The organism is Stenotrophomonas sp. SMYL86 (assembly GCF_036320025.1).
GTDB classification, from domain to species: Bacteria; Pseudomonadota; Gammaproteobacteria; order Xanthomonadales; family Xanthomonadaceae; genus Stenotrophomonas; species Stenotrophomonas maltophilia_A.
This window is the reverse complement of the sequence record NZ_JAWIRU010000001.1, coordinates 15864-32497: the sequence shown is the minus strand read 5'-3', so window position 1 is coordinate 32497 and position 16634 is coordinate 15864. Positions and strand designations below refer to the sequence as shown.

Sequence of the window (16634 nt, the reverse complement as noted above, 5' to 3'; positions counted from 1 at the left end):
CCTTTGGACGTTTCCGCGATGCCGGGCCGCGCGTGCGGCCCGGCGGCGGGGATCACCACTGGATGCCTGCACCGACGGCCACACCGGCCTCGCCACGGCTGTTGGTGGAGCCGCTGAACTTGTAGATCCAGCGCCCTCCTTCGGAGACACCGGAGATACCAACCGCCACGCCCGACTCGCCGTTGTAGCTGCCGGCGGCGACCGAGGCCATGCTGCGGCCCGCTTCGCTGGGCTGCGGCAGTGCTGCGGTGGCCATAGCCGAGGCGATACCGGCCGAGGCGCGGTTGTCGGTCTTGCGCAGGTCGCGCTCGAAGCCACCCATGCGCTCGTCGGTGTATGCCTTCGACCAGTCCAGGGTCTGCGCCATGCCCGACTTCAGCTGGTCGACGTTGACTGCGTCGGTACCGGCGGTGCCGGCGGCGACGTTACGCACCGTGGTCGGGCCGCTGTTGGTGCTGCCCAGCGTGACACTGTTGTAGTTGGTCGCGCCGTTCACCGTGGTGTCGTAACGGATCGTACCCTGCTGCGAGGCCTGCAGCTGGCGTACGTTGACCGCGTCGGTAGCCTGCGAACCATCGGCCACGTTGACCACCTGGCGTTCGGCACCGGCGGCACCCACTGAGACCGTGTTGGCCCGGTTCGCCACCGAACCCGCACCCAGCGCCACCGAGTTGTCGGCCTGCGCCTGCGAGCCATTGCCCAGCGCGGTCGAGTTGGCACCGGCGGCGGTGGAGCCTGCGCCACCTGCGGCCGAATTGGCACCGCTGGCGGACGGATCGGCCAGGTTGTTGGTGTTGTTGGCGCGGAAGCTGCCGGCCACGTTGGTGATGTTCTGGATCTTCTGGTCGGTGTACTTCTTCGATTCGTCGATGGCGTAGTTCACGCCGTTCTTCAGCTGGCCGACGTTGGTTGCGTCGTACGTATCGGAACCGTCGGCGACATGGGTGATCTTGCGCTCGCTGCCGGTGCTGCCGACCGAAACCTCACCGGCCGAGTTGCTGGCGCCGGTCTGGCCATAGGCGCCGGTGTAGCCGCTCTGCGCACCGACGCTGGCCACCGACCCGGCACCCAGGGCGACGCTGTTGCCGGCACTGGCGCTGGCGCCGTTGCCGACCGCCACGCTGTTGGCACCGGCCGCACTGGCCTGCGGGCCGACCGCCACCGCTTCCGCACCGGCAGCCGTTGCAGGCGCTGCGGTCGAGTTCACTGCCAGGTAGGCACTGCCACCGCTGTTGTTGGTGATGCGTTGGTTGAGGACCTTCAGCGAGCCGTCCACCGCAGTGAAGGCGGCGGTGACATTGTTGTAGTCGCCGCTGGTGAAGGTGCCGTCGGTGGCGATGCTGGAGATGCTGAACTTCGGCGCGGTCCACACGTTGGTGGTGCCGTTGTACGCGGTGGTGCCACCGAAGTAGTTGGCGATGGTGCTGTTCGTGCTGAACAGCTGGTCGCCGGTGATGGCATCACTGCTGCCGGCCAGGATGCTGCCGGCGGCGACGTTGGTGATCTTCACCGCGCCGGTGCCGGTACCCGTCAGCGTCACGCTGTTGAGCACGTTGCCACTGCCATCGACGTCGTACTTCACGGCCAGCTTGTCGATCTCATCGGTCTGGTCGGCAACGTTGGCCAGCGAGTTGCTGACCGCATCGAAGGCGGTACCGACGTCGTTGTAGCTGCCCTTGGTTACGGTGCCGTTGGCGGCGACGTTGTTGATCGAGTAGGTCGGTGCGGTCAGCACGCCGCTGGCGTTGACCGCCGCGCCACCACCGAGGTGGGTGGCCACGGCCTGGTTGGCCGCAAACAGCTGGGCACCGTTGATGGCCTCGCTGCTGGTGGCACTGACCTGGCCCGGGCCGAGATTACGCAGCGTGGTGGCCGTGCCGGTCTGGCCGAGCGTGGCACTGGCGTAGTTGACGCTGCCATCGCCATTGAGGTCATAGCGCAGTGCCCCCTGTTCCGACGCCTGCAGCTGGCCGACATTGACCGCATCGGTCGCTGCGGTACCCGCAGCCAGGTTGGTGACCTGACGCTCAGCACCCGCGGCACCGATGGACACGCTGTTGGCACGGTCAGCCAGGCTGCCGGCACCCACCGCGATGCTGTTGGCGGCGGTGGCGCGGGCGTTGGTACCGACCGCGATCGAGTCGGCGCCGCTGGCCAGTGCCTCGGTACCGGTCGAGTTCACCCGCAGGTACTTGGTGCCACCGTTGCGGATGTCGGTGATCTGCGTGTTGAGGTTGACCAGCGAACCATCGACCGCGGCGAAGGCATCGGTGGCGTTCTCATACAGACCCTTGGCGATCGCACCGCCGGTGGAGATGGTGCTGATCTCGAACAGTGGTGCTGTGAAGGCACCGCTGGCCGGATCGAAGGCTGCGCGACCGCCGAAGAAGCTGGCGATGGCCGCATTGGTCGCCGCCAACTGGCCGCCATTGACCGCTTCCAGGCTGCCGGCGGTGACCGCACCGCCGGCCAGGTTGCCGATGGTGGTAGTGCCGGTGCCCGCACCGAGCGTGACGCGGCGATAGTTCGGATTGCCGGCACCGTCCAGATCGTAGGTCACCGCAGCGGCCGCCACATCATCGATCAGGCTGATGGCACCCTTCAGCTGGGCCACGTTGACCGCATCGGTATTGACACTACCGGCGGCCACGTTGGTGATCTGGCGCTCACCGCCACCGGCGGTACCCACCGACACTTCACCGGCCGAGACCTGCGGCGCAGTGAGGCCATAGGCGCTGTAGCTGGCCTGGGCGCCGCGCAGCGCGGCCGAGCGGTAGCCCAGTGCGACCGAGTTGGCCTGGTTCGACGTCGCCTCGGCACCGAGCAGGGTCTGCCCGTTGGCCGTGCCCACCGCACTGTCGCCGACGATCACCGAATGGCCCATGCGTGCGGCGTAGTCCGCGGTCGGCACACCGGTCGGGTTGCTCGGATCATTGGTGCCGGCGCCCGGGAAGGCGACGTTGGCATCGACCTTCGGCAGCTCGTGGCGGGCATTGGCACCGATCACCACTTCCTTCGAACCGTTGGCAAAGGCGCCGTCACCCATCAGCACCTGGTAGTCCTGCGCCGCATTGACTGCCCAGCAGGAGATGTCGGCGAGGACGATATCCAGGCACTTGGCCGCCCATGCCGGCGAATCCTTCGGCAGCAGCAGCCCGAGCAGGCCGCCCGGATTGCCGTTGTTGATGTTGTAGATGTAGCTGTCGGAGGTGACACCGCCGATCAGGGTCAGGTGCGAGCTGCCGCCGGTGACGGCGCCGCCCAGGCCATTGAGGGTGCTGCCGACCGGCGACAGGTTGACCACCGGCAGGCCCAGCACATTGACCGTCGAGTAGGTCTGCATCACGTTGGCGTTGCTGAGCTTGAGGTTGCCGTTGCTCAGGTAGCCGTTGCCGCCGAACAGGCTGGTGGTGGTCGGGCCGATCAGCTGCCCGACATTGCCGACCAGGCCACCGGTGCCGATGATCAGGCCCGCGTTCGGATCGGCCGGAGCCGGCGCCTTCGGGCTGGTCGGCGGGATCGCCGAGGGCTTGGTCAGGCCTAGACCGCCGAGGGTGCCGCCGACCAGGCCGCCTACGGCACTGCCGAGATTGCCGATGGTGCCGTTGAGGTTGCCATTGAGCAGGTTGCCGACGGCGCCGCCGACATTGCCAAGCGTATCGCCCAGCAGGCCACCGAGGCCGCCGGTGCTGCCACCTGTAGCGCCATTGAGTACACCGCCGACGGTGCTGCCCACTGCACCCACTGTATTGTTGAGCGTGCCGCCCACGGCGCCACCCACTGCACCCACCGTGCCAACCGCACCATTGAGTGCGCCGCCGACGGTGCTGCCGACCGAACCGACCGTGCCGTTGAGCGCACCACCGACGGTTCCGCCGACTGCACCAACCGTGCCAACTGCACCGTTGAGTGCGCCGCCGACGGTGCTGCCGACCGAACCAGCCGTGCCGTTGAGTGCACCACCCACAGTGCCGCCGACTGCACCAACCGTGCCAACGGCGCCATTGAGCGTGCTGCCCACTGCTCCGCCCACCGCACCAACCGTGTTGCCTACGGTGCCATCAAGCACGCCACCCACGGCGCCACCTGCCGCGCCGACAACGCCGCCCACCAGGCCACCCACGCCCAGTGCGCTGTTCTGCGCTGCCACAGTCGCTTGGCCGGCCAGCTTCAGATTGCGGTCGGCCACGACTTCCTGGCCATCGGGCGCCTGCACGCGCACTTTGCCGGCAACACCGGTATCGAAAGCTGCGGTGATCGCACGATCATGGGTCTCGCCCGGCAGCTCCTCCTTTGCCGGCAACGTGACCGCCGCCGTCGCCTTGACCTGCCCCTGACCATCGATCTGGTGGCCCGCCAGCTTCAGCTGCGAATCCACCTTGCCGTCAACGGACGCCTTGAGGCCGGACAGCGAGCCAGCGGATGCGCCAGCAACAGCTACGGCCGCCTTGGCACCGGTATCGATCGAGGCCGCCTGGGCACCGGCGATGCCAACCCTGGCCTTCGCCTGCGCATCCGCAGCCACACCGAGCGGCGCATGCGCGGACGGCGCAACGTTGGCCGCCAGTGAGGCATCCATCTTCGCCACATTGGACGCTGCGTGCCCCAGCCCGACATTGGCGCGAGCATCGGCGGCCAGTGCAGGAACCGCGACCTGCTTCGGCGCGGCGTTCGCCGCCAGCTTCACCTGTACGGTAGCCGGCAGCACGTCGCGCACGATCGGCAGCGAGGTCGTACTCAGCTGCAGGCCCACACGCGCGTCTGCGCTGATCGCCGGACTGCTCTGCGCCTGGCGCGATGCCGCGGCCAGCGCGACTTCTGCGTCGACCTTGACCGGCATCGGCTGCGCGTACTTCGCGGCCAGTGCCTGCAGATCACGCAGCGACTGATTGGATTCGGATGCTCCTGCATGCCCGCTGGCCAGCGCACACAGCAGGGCCAGGGCCAGTGCGGTCGGCATCAGCAGGACACTGCGCGGATCGCGGGCGGCGCTGCCGCCGCTATCGCCGGTGGCCAGTTCCGAGGCCACAACCAGAGCATTGAGCTGGCGGTTCCATACACGCCGGTAGATGCGGTTCATGAGCATTTCCCCCGTAGGCGAACAACTGGAATGTCAGTGGACTTGCCGTTAGGCAGGTGACTGACATTTCAGCGTTTGCAACGGCGGCTGCGCACTTCATTCCGGCACGGCAATCGCGCATTCCGGCAAATCCACGGTCGGAATCGGCAGCCGGTTATGCAGAAGCGGCAACCATATCGGCAAGCGGATATGCAATTCCGGCAGGAACCGCCGGGAAACCCTTATGGGGCCTGGATCAGGCGGGCTGGCCGATCTGCGCGGGTGCGCGCATCAGCGTGTCACGCGGCAGTTCACCGAAGACCTTGCGGTAGTTGTCGGCGAAACGCGAAAGGTCCCACAGGCCACAACTGAGGGCGATGGCCTTGACCGAACGGCGGCTGGAATCGGCCATCGACAGGCTGCGGCAGGCTGCGCACAGGCGCAGCATCGACAGGTAACGATTGGGCGACGTACCGAACAGGTCCTCGAACGCGTAGCGCAGCCCACGCTCACTGACACCGGCAGCGTCGCAGATCTCATTCATGTAGATATTGCGGCGCAGGTTGAGGCGCATGAAGTTTTCCGCCCGCTGTGCGATCAGATAATGCGTGCGCCGCGCACGGCTGCAACCCGGGCGTTCGGCGGAACCCGCACCCAGCAGTGCCTGCACGTGTTCGTGCAGCAGCCGCTCGGTTTCTTCCGGCTGCAGGCCCGTGCCCTGGCCCAGCTGCAGGTGCAGCTGCTGGTAATGCTGTGCCAGCGGGGCGGCCTCGCTGGCGAGATTGAACAGTGAAAGCGCCTGTCCGGCCGGCGGCGTGCTGCGCAGGCTCAGTTCGGTCAGCTTGCGTTGCACCCGTGCCACCGGCACCAGCATCAGGGTCATGTGCGTGCCCGGGCTCAGGGTGAACTCGCTGATGCCCTCGGGCATCACGGTCAGCGCCATCCCAGGGGCAAGCGGTACGCCATGGCACCAGCTCAGGGTTTCATCGGTCGCATGCAGATACCCCAGCATCGCCCAGTCCGGCGGCAGCATGAAACGTCCACGGCAATGGAATCCACAGCTGATGCTGCAGAACAACGCCTCCTCGTGCACGCGTGACGCGAAGGCCGCCCGCGGCCCATTGCCATCGAGCAGAAGCAGTTCGACATCACATACACGAAGCACGCCGCTCAGCGTCGCCAGGTCGATCGACCGCAGGCCGCTGTCGTCGCTGTCTCCTACCCCACCATCGACCATGACAGTGTCGTCCCCCCGATTATCCGCCGTGCGGTACGGCCCCCACTGCCTGACAGGGCGCGCACCTCTCATGGAATCTCTTCCATCACCGGGATGCGCGCCGCCAAGGTGCGCACCCCAAAAGAAACGCGAGTACTTGAATGCGAGTATGCCCGATAATTCAACGGGGTAAACATCTGCACCGCGTTGAATAAGAGGGATACAGAGGTGAAAATCAGATTGTCGCGTTTGGCACAGTTTTCGCATGCGACCTGAAGCCTGCCTCACATTATCTGCACGTCGATGAATCGTTGTGCGGGCGAACGGATTTCCGTCACAGAACCCGGCTTTGAAATTAAGGACCAATGGGATTCTGCCGAATTTGCATATAGGTTCCGGTTGCAGCCGGCCGCCATTCAGGCAAAGTCGATAACACGGTGATCCGGTCTTTGATAATGACCGCACCCAGGGGGACAGCATGACCATGCACGTATCGCTCGACACGTCGACCACCGGCCCCGCGCCGCGCGGTCGCGGTTGCGCGAACGGCGTCCCGCCTGGAAACGATCACCCTGCTTGAGCACAGCGGGTCCATCCCGCCGTGCCTCCTCCGCCAGGACGTGCGGAGGTCCACGGACGATCCCGGCGGAGCCGGGCCACCGCCCAACAGGTGTCCTGTAGCAGACAGGTAGAGGGAGACAAACGTCATGAACGCATCGATCCGCAAGTTCCTGAAGGAAGAAGATGGCGTTACCGCACTCGAGTACGGCCTGCTGGCGGCTGTGATTGCCGGCATCCTGATCGCGGTCGGCAATGCGCAGATCAAGTCCTTCTTCGAGACCCTGTTCACCAATCTCTCCGCATTGGCCACCAAGGCCTCCGGTAGTGCAGCACCGCCTGCCGGCGGCGGGGGCTGACCGGGACCGCGCGCAGCCGTCGGCTGCGCTTGCGGCTCATTGCAGAAGGCGGCGGCTGACCGTCCACTGACGGACAATGGAGGGTGCGATGACACTGCTGGGATTGCTGGCCATCGGTGTGTGCCTGCGGATCGCGATCAGCGATCTGTACGCCCGTCGGGTGCCCAACGCCTGGCTGCTGTCTGCATGCGCGATCACCGTTGTCGTGCTCATCGCCGGACAGTTCAACGCGCCGCGCCTGCCGTGGGCTTCCCACGTTGCCGGCGCGGCGCTCGGCCTGGTCGCATTGCTGCCTTTCCACGCAGTGCGCTGGATGGGCGCCGGCGATGTCAAATTCTTTTCGGTACTGGGATTGATGCTGGGCTGGCAGGCACTGCTGCCGATCTGGATCGCGGCCAGCCTGGCAGCGGGCGCACATGCCGCACTGGTGCTGGTATCGCGACGGTTGGGCCCAGTACTGCCCATCGGCCTTCAAGCCCATATGCATCGGGCAAGTTCGCAATGGCATTCGCACCCGGCGCTGCGCGGGATGCAGAGCGCCCGCCAGGGACGCCAAGGCATTCCCTACGCCGCCTACCTGGCGGTATCCGCCATCGCCTGGGTCCTCATCAGCACGTACGGAGGCGTGGCATGAACATCCACAACCGACGCCGGCAACGTGGCGCGGCCAGCATCGAGTTCGCGCTGATGTTGATGCTGGGCCTGCTGCCGCTGCTACTGTTCACGTTCTCCGGCGTAATGATCATGGCGGCCCAGCAGACGTTGGCAACCGCCTCGGCCGAGGGTGCACGTGCATCGCTGCGCTATGGCAGCGCCAACGAACGCCGTACTGCCGCCTGCGTTGCAGCGCGTAGTTCGATGCAGTGGCTGCTGAACTTCTCGGGTCAGCCGGTCGACTGCAGCAATGGCGGAAACAACGCCATTCTGGTTTCCGCGCAGGCCCCCTGCGCCGGACTGGCCAGCGCCCAGTGCATGACCGTAACGGTCAGCTACGACTACGCAAGCCATCCCTTCCTGCCCGGCACCGCCACGCTTTACAAGTGGGTGATGCGGGCTCCCATCCGCAGCGTCGCGGTCGCTCAGCTCGACCTCGGCAGCGGCAACTGACGTTCGGTACAGGAGACGGTTCCATGCTCAAGTTGACCCGCATTGCTGCCGTCGCCCTGATCGGGCTGGCCGTGCTGCTGGCGGTGATCGCCTTGATGATCGGGCGCAAGCCGGCCGCACCGGCAACGGTTGCCCCGATGACGCAGAGCGAAGCCCAGGCGATCACCGTGGTGGAAGCGGTGGCGCGACTGCCGGCCGGCGAACCGATCTCTGCCAACGGACTGCGTCTCGCACAGCGCAGCGCCCCGGTTGCCGGTGCCGCCACCAGCATTTCCGCCGTGGTCGGAAAGGTGCCGGTGCAGGACATCGCCGAAGGCACGGCGATCAGCAGCAACGCACTCGCGCAGGGATTCTCGCTGCAGCTGCGCCCCGGGGAACGCGCACTGGCGGTCCCGGTCGACGAGCTGGTGGGGGCCGGCAACCGCATCCTGCCCGGTGATTTCGTCGACGTGTTCCTCAACCTGCGCAATGCCCAATCCACTGCCAGCGGCCCGGCCGACGCAGCACAGACGCGCCTGCTGCTGTCGCGCCTGCGCGTGCTCAGCTATGGCCAGCAGGACATCGCCCCGGCCAACCATGACGCTGTTGCCAGCAACGAGGCCGATGGCCGCAACGATCCACGCGCCGCCGACATCACCGGAAGCAGCAGCACCCAGAGCGCGGGCAGCGGGACCGCCCAGCCGGCACGCAGCGCGGTACTGGCGGTGCCGGTGGCCGATGCCAACCGGCTGCTGCTGGGTGCACAGCAGGGCAAGCTGTTCCTCGCCCTGCGCAACCCTGCCGATTCCGGCCAGCCCGATCTGGCGCTGTTCCCGCAGGCACGCGGGGTGATTGATCCCCTGCGTGGCCTGGATGCGGAACAGCAGCTTGCGCTGCAGCGGCCAGAGAATCACGCCTTCGCCGGCATCGACGGCGATGCATTGGCCGGCCGCAGCAACGCGCCCGCGCGCAGCACCCAGGATGCCCCGGCACGCGCACCCGCACCACGGCGCAGCGCCCCACGCGCATCGGGCATCGAAATCATCCGAGGTGACAGCTCCGCCCCCCGTGGTTCCCTTTGACCTGCATCGAGCGCATCCATGACCGAACGTCGCCGCAGTCCACGCCCTTCCCCCCGCCAGCGCTGGCTGGCCCTGCTGCTGGTGCTGCTGGCACCGGCGACAAGCGTGGCCGCCGACGACCTGGTGCTGCAGGCGCGTGAGCAGCGCCCCTGGACCCTGCCGGGTGATCTGGAGCGGGTCGCCATTGCCGATCCGGGCGTGGCCGATATCGTGATGCTGCGCGGCCAGCGCCAGGCCCTGCTGGTCGGCAAGGCGCCGGGCACCACCACGCTCCTGCTCTGGCACCGCAAGCAGACCGAACCACAGCGCCTGCAGGTGCGGGTACAAAGTGCGGTGCAGGGTGCGGCCGACGCCGGCGCGAACGGGCTGGTATTCACCCAGCAGGACAATCAGGGCCTGCTGCAGGGAAGCACCGAGAGCGTGCTGTCGCACATGCAGGAGCAGAAGGCTGCCGCCATGGCCCTGGGCAAGGATGGCCTGCTTGCCGACGCATCCACGGTGAGCAGCGGCGGCGTGGTCCAGGTCGAGGTCAAGGTGGTCGAGTTCAACAAGACCGCACTGAAGCAGATCGGCATCAGCTTCCAGAACCGCAATGGCAACTTCGCCTACGGCTTCGCCCGCCCGGGCGGCCAGCTGCCGGGCAATACCGGCATCCTGCCCGGCATGAAGGAAGGCAACTCCGGCAACGAAGCCGAATCGCCCATTTCTTCGGCCTTCCGCCTGGTGTTCGGCTCGACCAAGGGCCTGTGGAATGCCGACGTCGACCTGCTGCAGAGCAATGGCATGGCGCGTGTGCTGGCCGAACCGACACTGGTCGCGCTGTCCGGGCAGAGCGCCAGTTTCCTGGCCGGCGGCGAGCTGCCGATCCTGGAACCGCAGGGACTGGGCACCACCACCATCACCTACAAGCCCTTCGGCATCGGCCTGACCGTGACACCGACGGTACTGGCACCGAACCGCATCGCCCTGAAAGTCGCACCGGAAGCCAGCGACCTGGACTACAGCAACGCCATCGCGCTCAACGGCGTGCAGATTCCCTCCATCACCACCCGCCGCGCCGACACCACGGTCGAACTGGGCGATGGCGAGAGCTTCGTGATCGGTGGCCTGGTCAGTTCCAACGTGGTTTCCAGCGTCGGCAAGATCCCGCTGCTGGGTGACCTGCCTATCATCGGCTCGTTCTTCCGCAACTTCGACTACAAGCGCCAGGACAAGGAACTGGTGATCATCGTCACGCCACGCCTGGTGAAGCCGCTGGCACGCAACACCGAGCTGCCGCTGCCCGGCGACCGCGAGGCCAAGCCGCACATGCCCGAATGGGGCGCCTGGCTGCTGGGTCCTATCAGCCAGGACCCGGTGCCCGGCTTCTCACGCTGATTCCATGATGCCTGCGATACCACGCCCATGCCCTACGCCACTGCCCAGCCGCTGCATCCGCAAGGACCGCCGATGAACCTGGTCCTGTACGGAATGGATCGCGAACTGCTGCCCCGGCTGGCGGCGAAACTGCCGCCAACCACCACCCTGCACTGGCAGGACAGCAGCACGCCGACCTCCGCCCAGGACCTGCAACGCGGGCCGCAGAGCCTTGTGCTGCTCGACTTCCGCCCGGAACATGCAGCCGCCTCCAGCGTGCTGGCGCAGCAACTGCAGCAGACCGAGCCGGATCTGGCATTGGTTGCAGTCGGTGCCACCAGTGCCGGCCAGGTGGAAGGCGTTGTCATCGCATTGCGGGCGGGCCTGCGTGATGTGCTGGACCTGGACAGCGACAACGTCGGCATCGAGGCCGCGCTGCGTCGCGCCCTGTCACCACGACCGGCTGCCGCCGCGCAGCAGGCGCACAAGGCCCGCCTGATCGTCCTGCTGGGCGTGCGCGCCGGGGTCGGCACCAGTACGCTGGCCGCGCATCTTTCGGTGCTGGCACAGCAGACCCGTGCACTGGCACAGGGCGAGGCACTGCAGCAGGATGGCCTGCTGATGGAGCTGGCCCAGCCTTCGGGCGACCTCGCCCTGTACCTCAACCTGGACAGCCGCTTCCACTACGAAGACGCGCTGCGCAACGCCAGTCGCATCGACGCCACCCTCGCCCGTACGGCCATGGCCCGTCACGATTCCGGACTGGTGCTGCTGGACCGCGCCAGCGGCAGCGATGCGGTACCGCCGTCCGATCCGGGTGCGCTGCTGCAGCGCCTGCGCACCGTGTTCGCCAGCGTGCTGTGTGATGCCGGTGGCTGCCCGCTGCGTCAGCTGCCGCCGCTGCTGCTGGACCAGGCCGACGAGATCTGGCTGGTCACCGATGCCTCCATTGCCACACTGGTGTCGCTCGACCAGGCACTGAAGCATCTTGCCGGCCAGCGCGAACGCGAGAAGCGCCTGCAGCTGGTGATCAACCGCCACGATGACAGCAGCGGCATGAGCCCGGAGCAGATCGCGCGCCGCTTCGAGGTTCCCCTGCTGGCCACGCTTCCCGAACGACCGCGCGTGCGCCTGGCTGCCAGCCAGGGCCACCTGCTGCTGCAGGATGCGCCGCGCGACCCCTACCTGCGTGCCCTCGCCCCGCTGGTTTCGCGCCTGGATCCGGCTGCCTGCCCGGTCCAGGCGCAGGGCCTGCGGGAAAGACTCTCCCTTGCCCTGGGTGGATCGCAATGGAAGACAAGGTAACCCCGTTCCCGCATGCCGTTGCCCGGCCGGTGCTGCCCGAAAGCTCGCCGGGCCATCAGCCGTTCGCGCAGACCGAGCAGTACCAGAAGGTGCTGTCGGCCGCGCATGAGCACCTGCTCAACAGCATCGAGGACGAGCGCATCGACATCGATTCCTGGGCCCCCGACACCATCGCCCGCTGGGTGCAGGTGCAGACGGTGGGCTTCATCCAGGAGTGGCGCATCCCGATCAACGAAGAGGAGATGCAGGTGGTCGCCGACGGCCTGGTCAAGGAGCTGACCGGCTTCGGCCCGCTGGACGACCTGCTGCACGACCCGTCCATCGAAGACATCCTGATCAACGGTTTCAAGGATGTGCACGTGTCCCAGGGCGGCCAGCTCAAGCGGGCCACCCAGCGCTTCACCGACGATACGCATCTGCTGCGCATCCTGCGCCGCATCCTCGCCCCGCTTGGGCGCCGCCTGGATGACTCCAATCCGATGGTCGATGCGCGCCTGCCCAACGGCGGCCGTCTCAACGCGATCATCTCGCCGCTGGCGGTGGATGGACCGATGGTGTCCATCCGCAAGTTCCGCAAGGACCCGTTCACCCCCGATGAACTGCTGGCCAAGGGCACCTTCGATGCGCCGATGCAGGCCTTGCTGAAGGCGATGGTACTGGGTCGCTGCAACATCCTGGTGTCCGGCGGCACCAGCTCAGGCAAGACCTCGCTGCTGAACGCCCTGGCCAGCTACGTCCCCGCGAACGAGCGCGTGATCACCGTCGAAGACACCGCCGAGCTCTCGCTCAACCACCCGCATGTAGTTCGCCTGGAAAGCCGTATCGGCGGCGCCGAAGGGCACGGTGCGGTCAGCATCCGCGATCTGGTCCGCAACAGCCTGCGCATGCGCCCCGACCGCATCGTCGTCGGCGAAGTGCGCGGTGCCGAGGTGCTGGAAATGCTGCAGGCGATGAACACCGGCCACGACGGCTCGATGGCCACCATCCACGCCAATTCGCCCCGCGACTGCCTGTACCGGATCGAGATGCTGGCCGGTTTTGCCGGCTTCCAGGGCAGCGAGGACAGCCTGCGCCGGCAGATCGCCAGTGCCATCGACTTCATCGTGCAGATCTCGCGCCTGGGCAGCGGCCGCCGCGTGCTGGTCTCGATCACAGAGATCACCGGTGTCAGCGACAACCTGATCACCACCCAGGAAATGTTCCGCCACGAGCTGCAGATCGACGGCAACGGCAAAGAGATCGATCGCTGGGTCGGGCTGGGCTTCCATCCGCACTCGCACAAGCTGGAGCCGTTCCGCCAGCAGCTGCGCGAATCGCTCTACGGAGACTTCTGAGCATGGGAACCGGCGCGCTGCTGGGCATGCTGAGCATCATCGCGGTGCTGCTGGCGCTGGCAGCCTGGCTGTGGGGCACGGCCAGCAGCCGTGAGCAGCGCCAGGTTTCAATGCGGCACGCCGAGCAGCAGCTTTCGCGCGGAAGCGCCACGGGCGGAGCACCCGCCGGGCCGTCCGTCACCGCTGCCAACGACCCGGCGCGGCCCGCCAGCGCCGGGCGCCGCGTGCTGCCGCTGGATGGCCTGCTGCAGCGCGCAGGGCTGCAGACCGGCTGGAAAATTCCCATCATGCTGCTGGTACCGGGGCTGGTACTGTCGGTGGTGGCGATGCTGCGGCTGGGCACCGCATGGATGTTTCCGCTGACCCTGCTGCTGTACCTGCTTGGCTGCTGGCTGTGGGTGATGCGGCGGACCACGAAGCTGCGTGCGCAACTGCTGCATCAGCTGCCGGACTTCCTCGACAACCTGGTGCGGCTGACCGCACTGGGCAACAGCCTGCAGGCCGCGTTCCAGGTTGCGTCGATGCAGACGAGCGCGCCGTTGCGCGGGCTGCTGGACACCACGGTGCGCTTTGCACGCAGCGGCATGGAGCTGGACCGTGCACTCGCACAGGCCTCGCATCCCTATCGCATGGATGTGCTGAAGGTGTTGTCGGTGGTGATCGGTGTCAGCGTGCGCATCGGCGGGCGCTCCGACCAGATCCTGCAGCGCATGGGCGATTTCATGCGCGATCTGGAACAGGCCCAGCAGGAGCTTGCAGCGACCACCTCGGAGACGCGGATGTCAGCGTGGGTGCTGGGCCTGTTGCCACCGGCCTGCGCGGTACTGATGGCGATCACCAGCCCGGACTTCTTCCAGCCGGTGCTGCACGATCCGCTCGGCCACAAGATCCTGCTGCTTGCACTGGGCATGGAACTTGTCGGTGGCTTCCTGCTGTATCGCCTGGCCAAGTCGCTATGAACCCCCTTCGCCCCGCCGGAGACAACCGATGAGCGCCAGCGCCTGGTTCGCCCTCTCCCTGCTCGTGCTGGCCGCCGGTATCGCCCTGCTCGGTATCGGCGGCTGGGTACGCAGCCATCGTGAGCAACGTACAACGGCCACCTTGAAGACCGCCCTGCAGCCGCGCGAGGCGTCCCGTGACACCGAGCCTGCGCGGCACGATTCGCTGGGCTGGCTGGAACGCTTCGGCCGTGCCCTCAGCGGCGGCCGCCTGGAAACGGCGTTGCTGGCCAATGAAGACCGGCTGCTGTTGGATCTGGCCGGGTGGAACACCCGCCGCGGTACGGCCATCTACCTCGGCCTGCGCCTGCTGCTGGCCGTGCTGGTGCTGGTACTGGTGCTGACATTCAGCAGCGTCACCGGGCTGGCCAGGATCATGGTGATCATCGGCGCCCTCGCCGCCGGCCTGCTGCTGCCCAAGTTCGTTCTCTCCTCCTGGGTGAAACGGCGCCGACGAGCGGTCGACAACGAGCTGCCGCTGCTGATCGACCTGCTGCGTCTGCTGCAAGGCGTGGGCTTCAGCATGGACCAGAGCCTGCAGACGCTCGGCGACAAGCTGCGCGATGCATTGCCGGTCCTCGGCGGCGAGCTGCAGGAGGCCAACATCGCCTATACCCACGGCCGCACGCGCGCACAGTCCCTGCGCCGGCTGAGCGAGGTCTATGCCGACGATGACCTGACCAGCCTGATGCAGCTGATCCTGCAGGTGCACGCCCATGGCGGCGCGGTGCAGGAGCCCCTGCGGCAGTTCAGCATCCGCCTGCGCGAACAGCGTCGCAACACGCTGAAGGAAAAGGTCGGCAAGCTCTCGGTGAAGATGACCGTGGTGATGATGCTGACCCTGCTGCCAGCGTTGATGCTGGTCCTTGCCGGTCCGGCGCTGGTCGCGCTGGCCACCACCATGTCCAAGATGGGGTCCCCCTGATGCCTGCCCTGCGCACTTCCTGCCTGATTGTTGCCCTGGCTGCCGTTGCCGGCGCCAGCGGCTGTGCATCGACCACGCCGAAGTACCTGCGCGCGCCCAGCCTGGCCGCGCCCGAACCGGCACCGCAGGACAGCCGCAATGCCTACCTGGAGCTGATCGAGCGCATGCAGCAGCAAGGCGCATGGTATGCCTCGCTCGCCCACGTCGACGCCTTCCGCCAGCGCTACGGCGATCCGCCGGCGTTGCGCCTGCTGCAGGCCGACGCGCTGCGCGAGACCGGCCAGGCCGATGCCGCGGTCACCCTGTACCGCGATCTTTCCAGTGGCGCCCAGGCCGCCGCGGCCGCCCATGGCCTGGGCCTGATTGCCGCGCGCCGCGACGACGACGCCGGCAGTGAGCAGGCGTTGGCGCGGGCGACCGAACTGCAGCCATTGAATACAAGTTATCTCGGCGACCTGGGCTATGCGCGGCTGCGCGCCGGGCAGTTCGAGCGCGCGCGCGAACCCCTGGCCAAGGCGCTGGAGCTGTCGCCGGGCAATGCCAAGGCCACCGCCAACCTCGCCCTCTGGGCGGTGCTGCGGGGCGACACCGCCACTGCCGAACGCCTCGCCCAGCAAGCGAACCTCAATGAAGAGACCCGGCTCAGCATCCAGCAGCAGGCGGCGCAGATCCGTGCCCGCCTGCAGCAGCGCCAGGCCGCAGCGGCAGCCGCCGCAGTCGTGCCGGCCGCTGCCCGTGCTCTCGCCAGCGATGCCGCCGGCAACCCGCCCGGCGCCACGCGACTGGCGGCGGAACCGCGCCGCGACAGCCGCGATGAACGCGATCCGCAGCGCCTGCCGCCCTCGATGCTGGAACGCTTCAGCGCCTCCGACCACCCGAACGGGAACACACCATGACCGCGACGCCCCTGACCCGACGCCTGCTGCCCGTTCTGATCTGCCTGCTGCCGGCCGCCGCCGTGCAGGCGCAGCAACAGCCGCTGACCGGGCAGATGCTTGGCGGCAGCACGCCGGCTGCGTCGGCTTCGCAGCCGCTGCAGTCCGAGTCACTGCCCACCGTGGACCTGGCGGCCCCGCCAGCACCGGTGCCGCAGGCGGCGCCTGCAGCAGTGGCCAACACCGACGGCAGCACTGCAGCTCCGCGGCCCGGCCGCAGCCAGATCGGCGATACCACGCGCAACCTGTTCCGCCTGCAGGCATCGGGCCAACAGGCCGGACAGCACCTGCCGATCCTCGGCGACCAGGCGACGCTGAGTTACGCCCGCTACATGAAGAGCTTCGAACACGAGATCCCGGACTTCTTTGAAGCCGATGTCGCCAAGTCCAAGGGATCATCCTCATCCGGACGCTGAGGTAG

The 16634-nt window shown here is 67.3% G+C and carries 13 protein-coding genes; 11 read left to right on the top strand and 2 right to left on the bottom strand.

All coding sequences use genetic code 11. From position 1 onward, the window contains the following. Window positions 1-52: 52 nt before the first annotated feature. Both V3B64_RS00130 and V3B64_RS00125 read right to left on the bottom strand, forming a co-directional pair. Entirely contained in the window at window positions 53-5080 is a 5028-nt protein-coding gene (locus V3B64_RS00130) for a YadA-like family protein (protein WP_329913304.1), read from the bottom strand. A gap of 235 nt (window positions 5081-5315) precedes the next feature. Next, entirely contained in the window at window positions 5316-6296 is a 981-nt protein-coding gene (locus tag V3B64_RS00125) for a helix-turn-helix domain-containing protein (RefSeq protein WP_032128070.1), read from the bottom strand. 686 nt (window positions 6297-6982) lie between these two features. Here V3B64_RS00125 and V3B64_RS00120 point away from each other — a divergent pair. The 11 genes from V3B64_RS00120 (at window position 6983) to V3B64_RS00070 (ending at window position 16629) form a co-directional block, all read left to right on the top strand. Next, complete coding sequence (locus V3B64_RS00120; RefSeq protein WP_049398483.1) at window positions 6983-7192, top strand: Flp family type IVb pilin; 210 nt, start codon at window positions 6983-6985, stop codon at window positions 7190-7192. 88 nt (window positions 7193-7280) lie between these two features. After that, complete coding sequence (locus V3B64_RS00115) at window positions 7281-7826, top strand: A24 family peptidase (RefSeq protein ID WP_032128071.1); 546 nt, start codon at window positions 7281-7283, stop codon at window positions 7824-7826. Next, window positions 7823-8299 carry a TadE/TadG family type IV pilus assembly protein gene (locus V3B64_RS00110; protein ID WP_049398481.1) on the top strand — a complete coding sequence of 159 codons (477 nt, stop codon included), beginning with the start codon at window positions 7823-7825 and terminating at the stop codon, window positions 8297-8299. Before V3B64_RS00115 ends, V3B64_RS00110 begins: the two co-directional genes overlap by 4 nt. A 23-nt stretch (window positions 8300-8322) precedes the next feature. Next, window positions 8323-9360 carry a Flp pilus assembly protein CpaB gene (gene cpaB, locus V3B64_RS00105; RefSeq protein ID WP_329913303.1) on the top strand — a complete coding sequence of 346 codons (1038 nt, stop codon included), beginning with the start codon at window positions 8323-8325 and terminating at the stop codon, window positions 9358-9360. An 18-nt stretch (window positions 9361-9378) separates the two neighbouring features. After that, complete coding sequence (locus tag V3B64_RS00100) at window positions 9379-10737, top strand: type II and III secretion system protein family protein (RefSeq protein ID WP_049423074.1); 1359 nt, start codon at window positions 9379-9381, stop codon at window positions 10735-10737. Between the two features lie 27 nt (window positions 10738-10764). Then, entirely contained in the window at window positions 10765-12021 is a 1257-nt protein-coding gene (locus V3B64_RS00095) for a fimbrial protein (protein ID WP_032128075.1), read from the top strand. Next, window positions 12006-13355 (top strand): CpaF family protein, encoded by a 1350-nt coding sequence (locus V3B64_RS00090; protein WP_049398477.1) that lies wholly within the window; start codon window positions 12006-12008, stop codon window positions 13353-13355. Before V3B64_RS00095 ends, V3B64_RS00090 begins: the two co-directional genes overlap by 16 nt. A gap of 2 nt (window positions 13356-13357) precedes the next feature. Next, complete coding sequence (locus tag V3B64_RS00085) at window positions 13358-14314, top strand: type II secretion system F family protein (protein WP_032128077.1); 957 nt, start codon at window positions 13358-13360, stop codon at window positions 14312-14314. Between the two features lie 28 nt (window positions 14315-14342). Continuing rightward, a complete protein-coding gene (locus V3B64_RS00080) occupies window positions 14343-15278 on the top strand; it encodes a type II secretion system F family protein (protein WP_032128078.1) in 936 nt (311 codons plus the stop codon). Further along, the gene (locus V3B64_RS00075) at window positions 15278-16174 is read left to right on the top strand and encodes a Flp pilus assembly protein TadD (RefSeq protein ID WP_329913302.1); all 897 of its coding nucleotides are present in this window, start codon (window positions 15278-15280) and stop codon (window positions 16172-16174) included. The genes V3B64_RS00080 and V3B64_RS00075 overlap by 1 nt, the downstream gene beginning before the upstream one ends. Next, on the top strand, window positions 16171-16629 hold the full coding sequence (locus tag V3B64_RS00070; RefSeq protein ID WP_032128080.1) for a DUF3613 domain-containing protein: 459 nt from the start codon (window positions 16171-16173) through the stop codon (window positions 16627-16629). Before V3B64_RS00075 ends, V3B64_RS00070 begins: the two co-directional genes overlap by 4 nt. Window positions 16630-16634 lie beyond the last annotated feature (5 nt).

What these genes read in the sequence shown, in the direction of transcription:
- V3B64_RS00130 (WP_329913304.1), bottom strand. Translation starts at nt 5,080, where the DNA reads ATGAACCGCATCTACCGGCGTGTATGGAACCGCCAGCTCAATGCTCTG.
- V3B64_RS00125 (WP_032128070.1), bottom strand. Translation starts at nt 6,296, where the DNA reads ATGGTCGATGGTGGGGTAGGAGACAGCGACGACAGCGGCCTGCGGTCG.
- V3B64_RS00120 (WP_049398483.1), top strand. Translation starts at nt 6,983, where the DNA reads ATGAACGCATCGATCCGCAAGTTCCTGAAGGAAGAAGATGGCGTTACC.
- V3B64_RS00115 (WP_032128071.1), top strand. Translation starts at nt 7,281, where the DNA reads ATGACACTGCTGGGATTGCTGGCCATCGGTGTGTGCCTGCGGATCGCG.
- V3B64_RS00110 (WP_049398481.1), top strand. Translation starts at nt 7,823, where the DNA reads ATGAACATCCACAACCGACGCCGGCAACGTGGCGCGGCCAGCATCGAG.
- cpaB (WP_329913303.1), top strand. Translation starts at nt 8,323, where the DNA reads ATGCTCAAGTTGACCCGCATTGCTGCCGTCGCCCTGATCGGGCTGGCC.
- V3B64_RS00100 (WP_049423074.1), top strand. Translation starts at nt 9,379, where the DNA reads ATGACCGAACGTCGCCGCAGTCCACGCCCTTCCCCCCGCCAGCGCTGG.
- V3B64_RS00095 (WP_032128075.1), top strand. Translation starts at nt 10,765, where the DNA reads ATGCCCTACGCCACTGCCCAGCCGCTGCATCCGCAAGGACCGCCGATG.
- V3B64_RS00090 (WP_049398477.1), top strand. Translation starts at nt 12,006, where the DNA reads ATGGAAGACAAGGTAACCCCGTTCCCGCATGCCGTTGCCCGGCCGGTG.
- V3B64_RS00085 (WP_032128077.1), top strand. Translation starts at nt 13,358, where the DNA reads ATGGGAACCGGCGCGCTGCTGGGCATGCTGAGCATCATCGCGGTGCTG.
- V3B64_RS00080 (WP_032128078.1), top strand. Translation starts at nt 14,343, where the DNA reads ATGAGCGCCAGCGCCTGGTTCGCCCTCTCCCTGCTCGTGCTGGCCGCC.
- V3B64_RS00075 (WP_329913302.1), top strand. Translation starts at nt 15,278, where the DNA reads ATGCCTGCCCTGCGCACTTCCTGCCTGATTGTTGCCCTGGCTGCCGTT.
- V3B64_RS00070 (WP_032128080.1), top strand. Translation starts at nt 16,171, where the DNA reads ATGACCGCGACGCCCCTGACCCGACGCCTGCTGCCCGTTCTGATCTGC.